Here is a 15,389-nt window from a genome sequence, read left to right on the forward strand (position 1 = left end):
CTTTCTGGACCGTTCACTTCAGGAATCCACCCAGCACCTGGGCGGTCCAGGCTCCGTCATGGTAGGTGTGGGCGAACTCGACCGACGCCCGCCCGATCGCGGCTGTGCCCTCCCGGTCCTCCAGCAGGGCGCCCAGCACCTCACGGAGGGTGTCGGGGGTGGCGTTGACGATGGGCAGCTGGCCCTGTGTGGCCGTCCTCACCGTTTCACTGATGTAGCCGACCACAGGTTTGCCCGCCGCCATCGCCTCCACCGCGAAGGTGCCGTAACTGCCGGTGGTGAACTGGTCCAGGACCAGGTCCGCCGACTTGACCAGCTCCTGCATCTCGCTCCAGGGGACCCCCTCGGCGAGCCGGAAGTCGATCACTCCCTTGTCGTGGAGCTCCGTCAGCACCGGCATGATCCGGTCGGTGCCCTTGGTCCACCGCTTGGAGGGAGCGTGCAGCACGATGGGCCGCTCCCGCTCCATCACCGGCCGGTCGTCGGACCAGGAGGCCACGTCGACCACCAAGGGCGCCCACTGCGCGGTCGGCAGGTCCTCCAGCAGGTCGGGCGTGGTGACGAAGAGCGGCAGTCCGCTTCTCTCGGCGATCTTGAGATTGTTGCGGGCCTTCGTCTGGAGCTTCTCCGCTATTCCCTCGGGGGCGTCGCGGAAGAGGGAGAACTCGTGGCGCTCCAGGTGGCGGGCCGGGTCCCGGATCTCGCTGCCGTGGGCCAGCAGGGCCACCTTGATCCGGGCCTTGCGCAGCGCGGCGAGGTCACCCTGGATCGAGTTGCCGTTGAGCTGGCCGAAGAGCGGCTGGAACGCGTCGACCAGCACATGGGTGTAGCGGCCGATAACCCGCTTGACCTGCTCCAGCTGTACGTCGAGTTCGGCGAGGCTCGCGGCGTCGACGTAGACGTCGGCGGGGTAGTCGAACGACTGGGGAAGCTGGTTCATGACGACTTCGACCGAGACGTCCGGGTTGGCCTGGGTGAGCGCCTGGGCGAACGCGGCGCCCTGCCCGGCGTAGTTGGCCGGGCCGAGACCGAGCTTGATCCGGGTCGGCCCCAGCTTCCGCCAGGTCGGCTCGGTGCCCTCGCCCGAGGTCTTCACCGGGCGGTTGAGCCCGGGGGTCTCCTGCACGGTCCACGGCACGTCCGTGCGCGGGCCGGGCGGCGTCTTCTTCGACAGCGAACGGTAGAGCTCCAGCAGGGCGGCGCTCTGCTGCTCCCAGGAGAGGTCTTTGAGCACGTCCTCGGTGATGTGCCCGGCCAGCTCCCGGCGCCTGCTCAGCGCGTCCCGGGCGGCGGCCACGAAGGTCTTCGGGTCGTCCCAGGTGAAGACCGTACCGAGCCCCTTCTCCTCGACGTAGGCCTTGATGACCCGCACGTCGCTGGTGACCAGCGGGAGCCCGGCCTGCAGGTACTCGGCCACCTTGGTGGGCAGTGAGACCTCGCAGTTGGGCACCCGGCGGAACGGGGTGAGGCCCACGTCGGCGGAAGAGAGGTAGTCGGCGACCTCGTGCTGGAGCACGTACGGCACGAGGTGGATGCGATCCCGCACGCCGAGCGACCGCGCCGTCTCCAGCAGCTCCTCCAGCAGCGGGGTGACCCGGCTGGAGACGATCGCCAGGTGTACGCCGGGCAGCTCGGGGAGCCCGTCGATGACGGCGTCCACCCCGCGCTCGGGACCGAGCCAGCCGGAATAGACCATCAGCGGCACGTCGGGGTCCAGGCCGCAGGACTCGCGGACCGACAGCCCGGAGCGGCCGGAGCCGATCACCTCACGCACCGGTGAGTTGCCCACCACCACGGGGGGGCGGGCGAGCTTGTGGTCGGTGGTGAGGAGTTCGGCGAGCTGGCTGGAGACCGTGACGACCGCGTCGGCGCGCCCGATGAACTCGTCCTCGGCCGCCGGGAAGGCGTAGGCCTGGCGGCGGTTGGGCCATTCGACACCCCGGACGTACTCGTGCGCGTCGTAGATCCAGACACAGCGGTTTCCGGCCGCACGCAGCCGGGCCGCGCTGCGGGCGGCGGTGACGATGGTGGTGGCGTCGTTGGCGTGGATGACGTCCGGCTTGAGCTTCTCCAGCACCGGGCCGAAGGCCAGGTCGATGTCGACGAGCTGTGGCCAGTCACGGGCCCAGTCACGGACCGGAGCGGGATCCTTGGGCGTCTCGTTGCGCCGTTCCTCCCAGTTGAACGCGCGCACGCGCAGCTGGTGGAGGGCGCGGCGGGCCCGCAGCACGGTCTTCAGGGACGCCTTCCGGGGCCCCTTCGCCCAGGCCGACTCCGCGGACTTCTGGCGGACCCATGCGCGGTAGGAGGCCTGGTACCGGTTCAGCTCGTTCTGGTCCCGGATACCGAACTGCGTCACCGAGCCGCGCAGCGGACGGGCCCTGCGCCCGTTCACCGAGCGCTTGAACTCATTGGTGACGGGCACCTTGATCACGTCGATCGGGCCCATCCTGGAGCGCACGACCCGCTTGGTGGCGCTCCGCCCTATCAGGGTGACGTCCCAACCGTCCCGGGCCGCGGCGACAGCCGTCTTCTGCACCCGGGAGTCGCCCGCGACACCATTCGCGACGATCACTGCGAGCCGCGGGCGGCGGGCAGGGGATTCCATTACGTGCTTCCTCCAGTGAAAGCAGGCGGGTCCGGGCGGGGGGCCTGCGAAGCCCCCCGCCCGGAACGTCAGCGGCACACCGTGTCGCCGGGCAACCGGCCTGTCGTGCCGAGTCTCAGGGGGTGGTGCTGATGGCTTCGGGCCGTACGGTCACGCCCCGGGTCGCCGACTCGATGACCGCGGCGGCCACCTCGACCGTCCGCAGCCCCTGGCGCAAGGTGCAGATGTCGGCGGGCTTGCCCTGTACAGCGTCGCGGAAGAGCTCGTGCTCGACAAGCAACGGCTCGCGCTTGGGGATGGCGTAACGGATCATGTCGCCCTCGGAGACCCCGCGGAAGGCGCGCAGCGCCTCCCACTCGGTGGTGACCGCGGCGTTGGAGTGGAAGGTGAGGTCGGCGGTGAGGGTGTCGGCGATGAAGCAGCCGCGCTCGCCGGTGACCGAGGTGAACCGCTCCTTGAGCGGGCTCAGCCAGTTGACCAGGTGGTTGACCATCGTGCCGTCGGAGAGCTGGCCGACGGCGGAGACCATGTCCTCGTGCGGGCGGCCCGACTTGGAGACGGTGTGGGCGGCGATCGAGGTGTACGTCCGGCCGGTGACCCAGCCCGTCAGGTCGATGTCGTGGGTGGCGAGGTCCTTGACCACGCCGACATCGGCGATGCGGTGCGGGAAGGGGCCCTGGCGGCGGGTGACGACCTGGTAGACGTCGCCCAGCTCGCCGGCCTCCAGGCGGGCGCGGAGCGAGAGCAGGGCCGGGTTGCAGCGTTCGATGTGGCCGACGCCCGCGACCAGGTCGCGGGACTCGAACGCCTCGACGAGGCGGCGGGCGCCCTCGACGGTGTCCGCGAGCGGCTTCTCGATCAGGGCGCAGACACCGGCGTCGGCGAGCTGGAGGCCGACCTCCTCGTGTAGGCCGGTGGGGCAGGCGACGACGGCGTAGTCGATGCCCAGGCCGATGAGTTCCTCGACGGTGGACAGCACGGGGGCACCCTGCGCCCAGCCGTTCTTGTCGCCCATCGGGTCGACGACGCCGACCAGCTCCACGCCCTCCAGTCCGGCGAGGATGCGGGCGTGGTGGCGGCCCATGGAGCCGAGGCCGATGAGCCCGGCCTTCAGTACGGCGCTCACAGGTTCTCCCCCAGGGAGTTCACGGCGGTCACGATGCGCTCCAGGTCGTTCTGGGTGAGCGAGGGGTGGACGGGGAGCGAGACGACCTCGGCGGCCGCCTTCTCGGTCTCGGGCAGGTCCCAGGTGCGGCCCGCCTTCTGGTCCGGCTCCCAGTAGGGCTTGAGGCGGTGGATCGGGGTCGGGTAGTAGACCGCGTTGCCGATGCCCGCCTCGGTGAGCTTGGCCATCGCGGCGTCCCGGTCGCCCCGGATCCGCACGGTGTACTGGTGGTAGATGTGCCGGGCGCCCTCGGCGACCGGCGGCAGGGTGACGCTCGGGGCGGTGATGTTGGCGTCGAGGTAGGCGGCGTTGGCGCGGCGCTGCTCGGTCCAGCCCTCGACCTTGGCGAGCTGGACACGGCCGACGGCCGCGTTCACGTCGGTCATCCGCATGTTGGCGCCGACGATCTCGTTGGCGTACCGCTGCTCCATGCCCTGGTTGCGCAGGAGGCGCAGCGTACGGGCGAGTTCGGCGTCGGCCGTGGAGACCATGCCGCCCTCCAGGGAGTGCATGTTCTTGGTCGGGTAGAAGCTGAACGTGCCGCCCGCGCCGAACGCGCCGACCGGGGTGCCGTTCAGCGCCGCCGTGTGGGCCTGGCAGGCGTCCTCGACCACGGCGAGACGGTGCTTCTCGGCGATCGGCATGAGCTTGTCCATCGCGGCGGGGTGGCCGTAGAGGTGGACCGGCATGATCGCGGCGGTGCGCGGGGTGATCGCGGCTTCGACGGCTGCCGGGTCGAGGCCGAAGCTGCCCGGCTCGATGTCGGCGAAGACCGCGTCGGCGCCGACCAGGCGGACCGCGTTGGCGGAGGCCGCGAAGGAGAACGAGGGGACGATCACCTCGTCGCCGGGGCCGATCCCCAGCGCCAGGAGCAGCAGATGCAGGGCCGAGGTACCGGAGTTGACGGCGACGCAGTGCCTGCCGTCGACCAGCCGGGAGAAGCCCTCCTCGAAGGCCGCGACCTCGGGCCCCTGCACGACCCGGCCGCTGCGCAGCACGCGTACGGCGGCCTCGATCTCGTCTTCCCCGATGACCGGACGGGCAGCAGGGATCGGCTGCTCGTTGATGCTCGTCATGGACGTCCTCCTTGAACACCGCAAGAGCTCGTTACAGGGCAGAGCTCTTGGGGTGCGGGACGTCTTACGAGGCCGCGCGAAACCCCACCGGCGCGATGCCGACGCCCTGCCGAGGAATCTGGTCCGGCCTGTCGTTCACCGGGCCGGTCACCGGTTGTAGTTTTCTGTGAAGAATCCTGACAGCCCAGCAACCGCCGTCACATTATCAGGGATTTCTCATCCCATTTCGGGCCCGTTAACCGGTCACTGCATCAGTTCTGAAACAAAGCCCGTGGCCCGCCCCGAATGTATCGGAGCGGGCCACGGACAATGAACGACCGATTACGGATTCGGTGTCAGGTACGTCATCCGGCCGACGATTCACCGTCGGTGGACGAGGCCGAAGCGGTCACGGAAGGCGACGACTGCTCGGCGGCGACGGTCTTCTTCGTCGCCTTCTTCGCGGTCGTCTTCGCCGTCGTCTTCTTCGCGGCGGTCTTCTTGGCGGCCGTCTTCTTGGCCACCGCCTTCTTCGCCGGAGCCTTCTTGGCGGCGGCCTTGCGGGCCGTCTTCTTCGCCGGGGCCGCTTCGTCGGACGCGGCGGCCTCGGTCTCCGGGGCGGTGGCTTCCGGGGCCTTCGCCTCGGACGCCGACTCCACGACCACGACGGCCGCCTCCTCGGAACCGGTGGGCGAACCCGCCGGAGCGGTGACCTTACGGGTCACCCGGCGACGGGCCCTCGGCGGTGCGGCCTCCTTGGGGGCCTCCGCCTCAGGAGCCTCCTGTACGGGGGCGGGCTCGGCGGGCGCCTCGACGACCGGGTCCTCCACGGCGACCGGGTCGGTGCCGGGCTCGGCCGGCTGGACCGGCTCCGCCGGCTCGGCCGACTTCGGCGAACCCGCCGGGGCGGACGCCTTACGGGTGGCGCGACGACGCGTACGGCCCTGCGGTGCGGCCTCGGCCGCCTCGGGGGCCTCCTGGGTGACCGGAGTCACGGCGGGAGCCTCCGGCTCGGGCGTGTCGACCACCGGTGCGACCGGCTCCGGCTCGGCGGCGGGAGCGGGCGCCTCGGCCACCGGGGCGGGGGCCTCGGTCCTCGGGGCACCGGCCGGGGCCGACGCCTTGCGGGACGCCCGGCGGCGGCCACGGCCACGCCCGGCGGCCGCCTCGGCCTCGGCCGGGCTGCTGTAGAACTCCTCGTCGGCGGCCGGCTCCAGGTCCGCCAGGGACACCGGGGCGGCGACCTCGGCGGCCAGCTCGGCCTCGGACTCGGTCTCGACGGGCTCGGCCGCGTGGTCCTCGTGGCCGTGGTCCTGCTCGTGACCGTGCTCGTGGTCCTGTCCCGCGCCGCCACGGCGCTTCTTGGACTTCTTGGAACCGCCGCCGCCACCGGTGGACGTCGGCTGCTCCATGTGGACGATCACACCGCGCCCGTTGCAGTGGACGCAGGTCTCGGAGAAGGACTCCAGCAGACCCTGGCCCACCCGCTTGCGGGTCATCTGGACCAGGCCGAGCGAGGTGACCTCGGCGACCTGGTGCTTGGTGCGGTCGCGGCCCAGGCACTCCAGCAGACGCCGCAGCACGAGGTCCCGGTTGGACTCCAGCACCATGTCGATGAAGTCGACGACGACGATGCCGCCGAGGTCGCGCAGCCGCAGCTGGCGCACGATCTCCTCGGCCGCCTCCAGGTTGTTCCTGGTGACGGTCTCCTCCAGGTTGCCGCCCTGGCCGGTGAACTTGCCGGTGTTGACGTCGACGACGACCATCGCCTCGGTCTTGTCGATCACCAGCGAACCGCCGCTGGGCAGGTAGACCTTGCGGTCCAGCGCCTTCATCAGCTGCTCGTCGATGCGGTACGTCGCGAAGACGTCGACCTCGGAGGTCCAGCGGGAGAGCCGCTCGGTGAGGTCGGGCGCCACATGCGAGACGTAACCGTGGATGGTCTCCCACGCGTCGTCACCGCTGACGATGACCTTGGAGAAGTCCTCGTTGAAGATGTCGCGGACGACCCGGACGGTCATGTCCGGCTCGCCGTAGAGCAGCGTCGGCGCGTTGGAGCCGCTGGTGCCCTTCGCCTTCTTCTGGATCTCCTCCCACTGCCCCTGGAGCCTCTCGACGTCACGGCGCAGCTCGTCCTCGCTCGCGCCCTCGGCGGCGGTGCGCACGATGACGCCCGCGTCCTCGGGGACGATCTTCTTGAGGATGGTCTTGAGGCGGGAGCGCTCGGTGTCGGGCAGCTTGCGGCTGATCCCGGTCATGGAGCCCTCGGGCACATAGACGAGGTAGCGGCCGGGCAGCGAGACCTGGCTGGTGAGGCGGGCGCCCTTGTGGCCGATCGGGTCCTTGGTCACCTGGACCAGGACCGACTGGCCGGACTTGAGCGCGGTCTCGATACGGCGCGGTCCGTGGGCCATGCCGAGCGCCTCGAAGTTGACCTCACCGGCGTACAGGACGGCGTTGCGGCCCTTGCCGATGTCGACGAACGCGGCCTCCATGGAGGGCAGGACGTTCTGCACCTTGCCCAGGTAGACGTTGCCGACGTAGCTGGTGGCCTGCTCCTTGTTGACGTAGTGCTCCACGAGCACGTTGTCCTCGAGGACGCCGATCTGGGTGCGCTCGCCGCTCTGGCGGACGACCATCACACGCTCCACGGCCTCGCGGCGTGCGAGGAACTCCGCCTCGGTGATGATCGGGACGCGGCGGCGGCCCTGCTCGCGGCCCTCACGGCGGCGCTGCTTCTTCGCCTCCATGCGGGTGGAGCCCTTGATGGACTGGACCTCGTCGAAGCCGGTGCCGGGCTCGCGCTCGGCCTCCTTCTTGCGGGGCTCGCGGACCTTGACGACCGTACGCTCCGGGTCGTCCGTGCCGTTGTCGGCCTCGGCCGCGCCCTCACCGCTGCGGCGACGGCGACGGCGGCGACGCCGGCTGCTGCTCGAACCGGAGGCCGAGGAGTCGTTGTCCTCGTCCTCCTCCTCGTCGGTGTCCTGGGCTTGGGCCTGCTCGGCCTCGGCGCGGGTGTCCTCGGAGCGGGACGGGGCGGGCGCCTCGTCGGCGTGCTGCTCGGCCTCGTCCGTGTCGCCGGCCTCGCCACGACGGCGACGGCGGCCACCGCGACGGCGGCGGCGCGAGGGTCGGTCGCCGTACTCGTCGGTGTCCTCGCCCTCGTGCTCGTCCGCCTCGGCCTCGGGGGCCTCCTCGGCGGGCTGCTGCTCGGCGGGGGCCTCCACCGGGGCGGCGGGCGCGGCGGCCTGCTCGGCCTCGGCTGCCTCACCACGGCGTCGGCGACGGCGGCGCGAGCCGCCCTGCGGTGCGGCCTCGGCGGGCGCGGGGGCCTGTGCGGTCTCGGCGGTCGGCTCCTGGGCCTCGTCGACCTCGTCGTACGCGGAGGAGGAACCGGCCGCGGCAGCGGCGGCGGCCGCCGTCTCCGGGGTCTGGAACATCGGCTCGGCGAAGACCGGGGCCTGGAACACGGCGACGGCGGGGCGCGCGGCGCGGCGGCCCTTGCGGGTCGGCTCCTCGGTCCTGGCGGTGAACTCGGGGCGGCCCGCGGCAGCGGTGGCCCGGCGGCGCTGGCGTCCGCGCGGCGCGGCCTCCTCGACCTCCTCCACCTCGGCGGCGAGCTCCTCGGCCACGGCGGCGGGCAGGCTCTCGGCGGCCTCGACGGCCTCCACGGTCTCCTCGACGGAGGCGGAGGCGGAAGCGACCGGCTCGGCCGTCTCACCGGCCTGGGGGGCGCCGGCGGGCGCGGTGGCCTTACGGGAGGCACGGCGGCGGCTGCGCGGCGCCGGGGCCTCCTCGGCGGGCTGGGCTTCAACGGCGGGCGCGGGCTCGTCCACCGCGTCCGTGGCGGCTTCCGGCGCGGCGGCCTGCGGGGCACCGGCCGGGGCGGAAGCACGGCGGCGGGTACGGCCACGCGGGGCCTCGGCGGCGGGCGCGGCGGGCTCAACGGCCTCGGCCACGACAGCCTCGGCCACGGGCTCGGCGGGCGCGACCGGTTCGACCACGACAGCGGCCTCGGTGGCCTGCGGGGCACCGGCGGGCGAGGTGGCCTTGCGGGAGGCACGGCGGCGGCGCGGGGCGGCGGGCTCCGGGGCGACCTCGGCCGCGGGCTCCTCTTCCTCCTCGGTCTCCTCCGTGAGGGGCTCGGCCGGGGTCTCGACGACCTCCACGACCTCGGCGGCCTGCGGGGCACCGGCCGGAGCGGTCGCCTTGCGGACCGCGCGGCGGCGGGTACGCGGCGCCGGGGCCTCCTCGGCGGGCTGGGCAGACTCCGCGACCGGCGCCTCGGCCACCGGAGCGGGGGTCTCGACGACCTCGGCGACCACCTCGGCGGTCTCCGGAGCGCCTGCGGGCGCGGTCGCCTTGCGCACGGCACGGCGGCGCGTACGGGCGGGGGGTGCGGTCTCGGGAGCCGGCTCGGGGGCCGTCTCCTCGGCCACGGGGGCCTGCGTCTCCACCACGGCGGTCTCGGCGGCCGGGGTCACGGCCGCGCCGGGCGGGCCGGCCGGGCGGGAAGCGGCGCGGCGCCTGCGGCGCGGCGGCAGCTTGTCGCCGGGGGTGTTCTCTTCGTTGTTCCCGTTGGAAGCGGGTTCGTTCGGCTGAGGCATGCGGGCGGTTCTCCCGTCGCGCTCCCGGGCGCCGCGTCTGTTTCCGGTCCGGCACGGTCCGCAGTGGTGCGAGACCGCTCGTCCGGGGCGCGGGCGCCGCACGGGAGCTGATGTCTGGCTCGCCGGTTCCGTCCGCGGTGTTGCGGACGGCCTGGCGAAAGTCTTATGGGTCAGTGCGCGGCCCGACCCAGGTGGCTCCCGAGTCGGAGGGCTGCGCTACAACGACCGCCTTACGCGGAACCTGCACCTTCCGGCGCCGTCGCGACGGCTGCTGCGACCGCGGGATGTGCGGTCGGGGCGGCCTCGCGGTCGGGCGCGAGCGGGTCGGTCACCGTGCCGGACTCCTCGTCGAAGAGCCCCTGCGCCAGCCGGGTCACCGCTGCGGGGACCGGCGGCGCCAGGTCGGCCACAGCGCGGAGACCGGACAGGACGTCGTCGGGTCGCACGGCAGGTGTCACGTGCCGAACAACCAGCCGCAGTATCGCACAGGGCTTGTCCCCCGGCCTATCAGCCGGGGGATCGAGGGCCTGGAGGTCGGCGACGGCGGAGCGGGCGTCGAAGGTGCGGATGCCGTTCTTCGCCTTGCGCTGGACCTCGACGCTCTCGGCGGCGTTGAACGCGTCGACGGCTCTGCGCGCCTCGTCGGGGTCGACGCCGTCCAGGCGCAGCTCCCAGACGGAGGCGGTCAGCCGCTCGGCCAGGCCCGAGGTCCGGGCCTCCACCGCGTCGGTGATGTCGAGACCGTCCGGCAGCGAGCTGTCCAGCAGCTCGCGCAGGAGGTCGGGGTCGCGCGCCTCGGTGAGGGCGATCTCCAGGAACTCGGCCTCGCTGCCCGTGCCGGTGGGGGCGGCATTGGCGTAGGAGACCTTGGGGTGCGGGGTGAAGCCCGCCGAGTACGCCATCGGCACCTCGGAGCGGCGCAGTGCCCGCTCGAAGGCCCGCTGGAAGTCGCGGTGACTGGTGAACCGGAGGCGGCCGCGCTTGGTGTAGCGCAAACGGATGCGCTGCACTGCCGGTGCGGGCGGCGGGCCTTCGGGCTGTCGCTTGCCCAGTGGTTCTTCTCCTCGGTGCGGGGCGGGCGCGGTGGAGCGCCGCCCACGAAATACGGGGTGGTCCCCGGGGTGCCGCTCCGGCTCACCCCTGCTTGACGAGTTTCTCGCTCAGCAGGGAGGTCTCGGACGCCTGCGCCGCGCTGGGGACAGTCGTTGTACTACCCAGAGTACGCGCAGGCACCCCCAGCGGTTCCCCGGACCGCGCGCCGGCCGTTCCGCCGACCAGTGCGCGCCAGGCGTCGCGGCGCGCCTGCCGCACGGTTTCGCGGGCGGTGGCGAGGGCGGAACGGGCGGCGCGGCCCGCCTCGGCGGCGGCGCGCCGGGCGGGGGCCCAGAGGGCGTCCCGTACGAAGTGGCCGACCGGGGTGCACACCGTGCGGTAGGCCCAGGCCACCGGTACGCCGACCAGGTGCCGGAACAGCCAGGCGATGCCCCGGCCCACCGCCCGGGAGAGGTACCCGGCGATCCGCCAGGCGACCTCGGCGGCCTCCGCGATCTCCCGGCCGACCGGGGCGAGGACGCGGCGGTACAGCCAGGAGGCGGGGGCCACGAGCAGCGTCAGGACCAGCCAGATGACGGCGGCCCAGAGCCCGTGCCCGATGGCGGCGAGGCCCGTCCAGACCCCGCGGAAGAACCAGGCCGCGCCCTGCCAGACCTTCCCGGAGACCCAGGCGGTGCCCCGCCAGACGATCTCGGACACCCACGCCGTGCCCCGCCACACCCGGTCCAGCACCCAGGCCGTTCCCCGGCCGACCGGGGTGAGGACGGCCCCGTACAGCCACACCAGCGGCACGACCACGCCGTACCGCGCCGCCGGGACGAGCACATGCCGCCACAGGCCCCCCGCAGGAGCGACGACCAGCGTGGTGACCAGCCAGGCGACGCCCTGGCCCGCCTTCCCGCACAGCCGGGCCGCACCGTGGCCGAGCGGGGTGAGGAGGTTCGCGTACAGCCACCCCACCGGCACCGCGACCCCGTACTTCGCCACCGGGACGACCACGTACCGCCACAGGCCGATCCACGGCCAGATGAACACGGCCGTCGCGAGCCAGGTGACGGCCAGGGCCAGCGGGGTGAGGACCTTGGTGAACAGCCAGGCCAACGGGGTCAGGAGCAGGGTGTCGGCCAGCCAGGCCAGGCCCCGGCCCAGCGGGCGGAGCAGGGTCCGGTCGAAGGCGTGCCAGCCTGCGGCCAGCAGGTCCCAGACCATGCGGACGGGCAGGACCACGACCAGCACCACGATGCGCACGGGGATCCTGATCAGCCTGGTCAGGGCGGTGTCGGGCTCGTACCGGTCCATGTCCTGGTGCTCGCTGGCGTCCATGCCCTCAATGACGCGTAGGCCCGCTCCGGGGTTGCCGGACCGGGCCTACGGAGTGTCAGCGACGCGCTACTTGTTCACCACGCTCAGCGGGAGCAGCTTCTTGCCCGTCGGGCCGATCTGGATGTCCAGGTCCAGCTGCGGGCAGACGCCGCAGTCGAAGCAGGGGGTCCAGCGGCAGTCCTCGACCTCGGTCTCGTCGAGTGCGTCCTGCCAGTCCTCCCAGAGCCAGTCCTTGTCCAGGCCGGAGTCGAGGTGGTCCCAGGGCAGGACCTCCTCGTAGGTGCGCTCGCGGGTGGTATACCAGTCGACGTCGACCCCGAAGTCGGGCAGCGTCTTCTCGGCGCAGGTCATCCAGAGGTCGTAGCTGAAGTGCTCGCGCCAGCCGTCGAAGCGGCCGCCGGACTCGTAGACCGCGCGGATGACGGAGCCGACGCGCCGGTCGCCGCGCGAGAGCAGGCCCTCGACGATGCCGGGCTTGCCGTCGTGGTAGCGGAAGCCGATGGAGCGGCCGTACTTCTTGTCGCCGCGGATCTTGTCCCGGAGCTTCTTCAGCCGGGCGTCGGTGTCCTCGGCGCTCAGCTGCGGGGCCCACTGGAAGGGCGTGTGCGGCTTGGGCACGAAGCCGCCGATGGAGACGGTGCAGCGGATGTCGTTCTGGCCGGAGACCTCGCGGCCCTTGGCGATGACGTTGACCGCCATGTCACCGATCTGGAGGACGTCCTCGTCGGTCTCGGTCGGCAGGCCGCACATGAAGTACAGCTTCACCTGGCGCCAGCCGTTGCCGTAGGCGGTGGCCACCGTCCGGATCAGGTCCTCCTCCGAGACCATCTTGTTGATGACCTTGCGCATCCGCTCGGAGCCGCCCTCGGGAGCGAAGGTGAGACCGGAGCGGCGGCCGTTGCGGGTCAACTCGTTGGCCAGGTCCACGTTGAACGCGTCGACGCGGGTGGAGGGCAGCGAGAGGCCCACCTTGTCGTCGGTGTAGCGGTCGGCGAGACCCTTGGCGATGTCGCCGATCTCGCTGTGGTCCGCGGAGGAGAGGGAGAGCAGGCCGACCTCTTCGAAGCCGGTCGCCTTGAGGCCCTTGTCGACCATTTCGCCGATGCCGGTGATGCTTCGCTCCCGCACGGGGCGCGTGATCATGCCGGCCTGGCAGAAACGGCAGCCGCGGGTGCAGCCGCGGAAGATCTCCACGGACATCCGCTCGTGCACGGTCTCCGCGAGCGGGACGAGGGGCTGCTTGGGGTAGGGCCACTCGTCGAGGTCCATGACGGTGTGCTTGGAGACGCGCCACGGCACGCCGGACCGGTTGGGCACGACGCGGCCGATGCGGCCGTCGGGGAGGTACTCGACGTCGTAGAAACGCGGGACGTAGACGCCACCGGTCTTCGAGAGCCGGAAGAGCACCTCGTCGCGGCCGCCGGGGCGGCCCTCGGCCTTCCAGGCCCGGATGATCTCGGTGATCTCCAGGACGGCCTGCTCGCCGTCGCCGATGACCGCGCAGTCGATGAACTCCGCGATCGGCTCGGGGTTGAAGGCCGCGTGGCCGCCCGCGAGGACGATCGGGTGGTCCACCGTGCGGTCCTTGGCCTCCAGCGGGATGCCCGCCAGGTCCAGGGCGGTGAGCATGTTGGTGTAGCCGAGCTCGGTGGAGAAGCTCAGCCCGAAGACGTCGAAGGCGCCGACGGGGCGGTGGCTGTCCACGGTGAACTGCGGCACGTCGTGCTCGCGCATCAGCTCTTCGAGGTCGGGCCAGACGCTGTACGTGCGCTCGGCGAGGACGCCCTCGCGCTCGTTCAGCACCTCGTAGAGGATCATGACGCCCTGGTTGGGCAGCCCGACCTCGTAGGCGTCGGGGTACATCAGGGTCCAGCGGACGTCGCAGCTCTCCCAGTCCTTGACGGTGGAGTTCAGCTCACCGCCGACGTACTGGATGGGCTTCTGCACATGCGGGAGCAGAGCTTCGAGCTGTGGGAAGACCGATGCGGCAGACATCTCGCGAACCTTCGTGAGCCGGCTGGGGTGACCATCCAGCGTACCGCGCGGCTCAGTGCTTCAGATCCGCCCGGAGTACGGGGTCGGAGGCGCGGGCCCACACCTCGGGCAGCTCGCGCTCCCGGGCCTCGGCGGTGGCCTCCTCGTGCCCGTACAGAAGTCCCCAGGTGAACGTGGTCTCCCCGGCCTCGTGGGACTGGATCGCGAGGGTGCGCAGGGCCTCGCGGGCCACCACGCTGTCCTGGTGGTCGCCGAGGAGGGACTGCACGGCCTTCACCCGCTTGGCGAACCGCTTGGCGGGCTTTCCTAGGGCGGGCTTGGCCGCGTCGCCCGCGTACCGGGCGCGCTTGGCGGCCTTGCGGGCCTCGTGCATCGCGGTGTCCCGCTCGGGGCCCGGCGGGTGCTCCAGGGCGTGGTCCATGCGGCGCGCGAGCTTCTCGTAGTCCTTGAGCACCGCGCGCGGCAGGGCCTTCTGGGGGGCCCGGGAGGCGGCGGGGCGAAGAGGCGGGTCGGCGCTGAGCGCGTCCAGGGTGTCGAGGAGGGCGAGATACCGCTTCCCGTCCAGTACGTCGATGATCCTGCGGCGCGATCCGGTGCGGCGGGCGGCCGACCAGACCTGGAGGCGGCCGCGGACCGGGCCGAGGACCAGGGTGGCGGGGAGGGCCTCGGTGCGGTCGCCGAGGCGCTTGTCGAGGACCTCCTGGTCGCGGTCGACGCCCAGTTCACCGGCGAGCCACTTGAGCTCGGCGCCGATGGGATCGGTGACCCCGCGGTCCAGGATCTTGCGGTACGTCTTGAAGGCGCTGCGCAACCTGCGGGTCGCCACGCGCATCTTGTGCACGGAGTCGGGCAGGTCGCGGCGGACGGCGGGGTCGAGGCGGACGATCGTGTCGATCTGCTTGCGTACGTAGGCGAGGACGTGGTCGCCCGCGGTGTGCGGGTCCTCCTCCGTCCGCCTCTTCTCCTCGCGTACGGGAGCCGTCTCCGCCAGCGCCCTGGCCAGCTTCGACGACGACCCCGAGGGGCGCACCCCGGCCTTGCGGAGCCGCTTCTCGACCGCGTCCAGGAAGGCGGGGTCGCCGTCGTCGGCCAGCTCCACCTCGATCTCGGTCCAGGTGGTGGTGGCCCCGGTCCCCTCCCCCGCCAGCCGTTCGGCGCAGACGGTGTCGACGCTGACCTCGGCGAGGAGGGTGCCGTCGTCGTCCGTGAGGTGCTGGACGTCACGGGAGGTGAGCAGGCGGACGACGGGGGCCGGTTCGCTGTGGCGGAGGCGCGAGCGGAGCAGGGCCGCGAAGGAGCGCGGCAGGGTGTCGGCCAGCGGTTCGTGGAGTTCGTCTCGGATGCCGGTGGCGACGGGGAACTTCAGGTGCCAGCCCTCGTCGGCCCCGCCGGTCCTGCGGCGCAGGGTGAGGGAGCCGGCGGCGAGGCGGAGGTCGGCGGTGTCGTGGTAGACGGCGTCCAGCTCCGTGACGCCGCGCTCGACGACCCGGCCGACCCCGGCCACCCGGCTCAGGTCGGGCAGCCGGGTGGCGTCGGTGGCTTCGTACTTCCGCTCGATCTCGCGCTTGGTGTCCGCCATATAC

8 protein-coding genes are annotated in these 15,389 nt (G+C 72.3%); all 8 read right to left on the reverse strand.

Translation table 11 applies throughout. The features are described from left to right. Window positions 1–13 precede the first annotated feature (13 nt). The 8 genes from GTY67_RS09505 to GTY67_RS09540 all read right to left on the reverse strand — a co-directional run bounded on the left by GTY67_RS09505 (window position 14) and on the right by GTY67_RS09540 (window position 15,385). Window positions 14–2,608: a glycosyltransferase gene (locus GTY67_RS09505; RefSeq protein ID WP_161278372.1), complete on the reverse strand. Its 2,595-nt coding sequence runs from the start codon at window positions 2,606–2,608 to the stop codon at window positions 14–16. 115 nt (window positions 2,609–2,723) lie between these two features. After that, window positions 2,724–3,734, reverse strand: a complete 1,011-nt coding sequence (locus GTY67_RS09510; RefSeq protein ID WP_161278373.1) for a Gfo/Idh/MocA family oxidoreductase — start codon at window positions 3,732–3,734, stop codon at window positions 2,724–2,726. After that, entirely contained in the window at window positions 3,731–4,849 is a 1,119-nt protein-coding gene (locus GTY67_RS09515; protein ID WP_093693239.1) for a DegT/DnrJ/EryC1/StrS family aminotransferase, read from the reverse strand. The genes GTY67_RS09510 and GTY67_RS09515 overlap by 4 nt, the downstream gene beginning before the upstream one ends. 344 nt (window positions 4,850–5,193) lie before the next feature. After that, complete coding sequence (locus tag GTY67_RS09520; protein ID WP_161278374.1) at window positions 5,194–9,435, reverse strand: Rne/Rng family ribonuclease; 4,242 nt, start codon at window positions 9,433–9,435, stop codon at window positions 5,194–5,196. Between the two features lie 230 nt (window positions 9,436–9,665). Continuing rightward, window positions 9,666–10,445, reverse strand: coding sequence for a TIGR03936 family radical SAM-associated protein (locus GTY67_RS09525; RefSeq protein WP_093687274.1), 780 nt, complete (start codon window positions 10,443–10,445; stop codon window positions 9,666–9,668). A 124-nt stretch (window positions 10,446–10,569) separates the two neighbouring features. Continuing rightward, a complete protein-coding gene (locus tag GTY67_RS09530; protein ID WP_161278375.1) occupies window positions 10,570–11,811 on the reverse strand; it encodes a hypothetical protein in 1,242 nt (413 codons plus the stop codon). 66 nt (window positions 11,812–11,877) lie between these two features. Then, window positions 11,878–13,806 carry a TIGR03960 family B12-binding radical SAM protein gene (locus GTY67_RS09535; RefSeq protein WP_161278376.1) on the reverse strand — a complete coding sequence of 643 codons (1,929 nt, stop codon included), beginning with the start codon at window positions 13,804–13,806 and terminating at the stop codon, window positions 11,878–11,880. A gap of 52 nt (window positions 13,807–13,858) precedes the next feature. Beyond that, window positions 13,859–15,385, reverse strand: a complete 1,527-nt coding sequence (locus GTY67_RS09540) for a CYTH and CHAD domain-containing protein (protein WP_161278377.1) — start codon at window positions 15,383–15,385, stop codon at window positions 13,859–13,861. Window positions 15,386–15,389: the final 4 nt, after the last annotated feature.

This window comes from Streptomyces sp. SID8374 (assembly GCF_009865135.1).
In the GTDB taxonomy this organism is placed as follows: Bacteria; Actinomycetota; Actinomycetes; order Streptomycetales; family Streptomycetaceae; genus Streptomyces.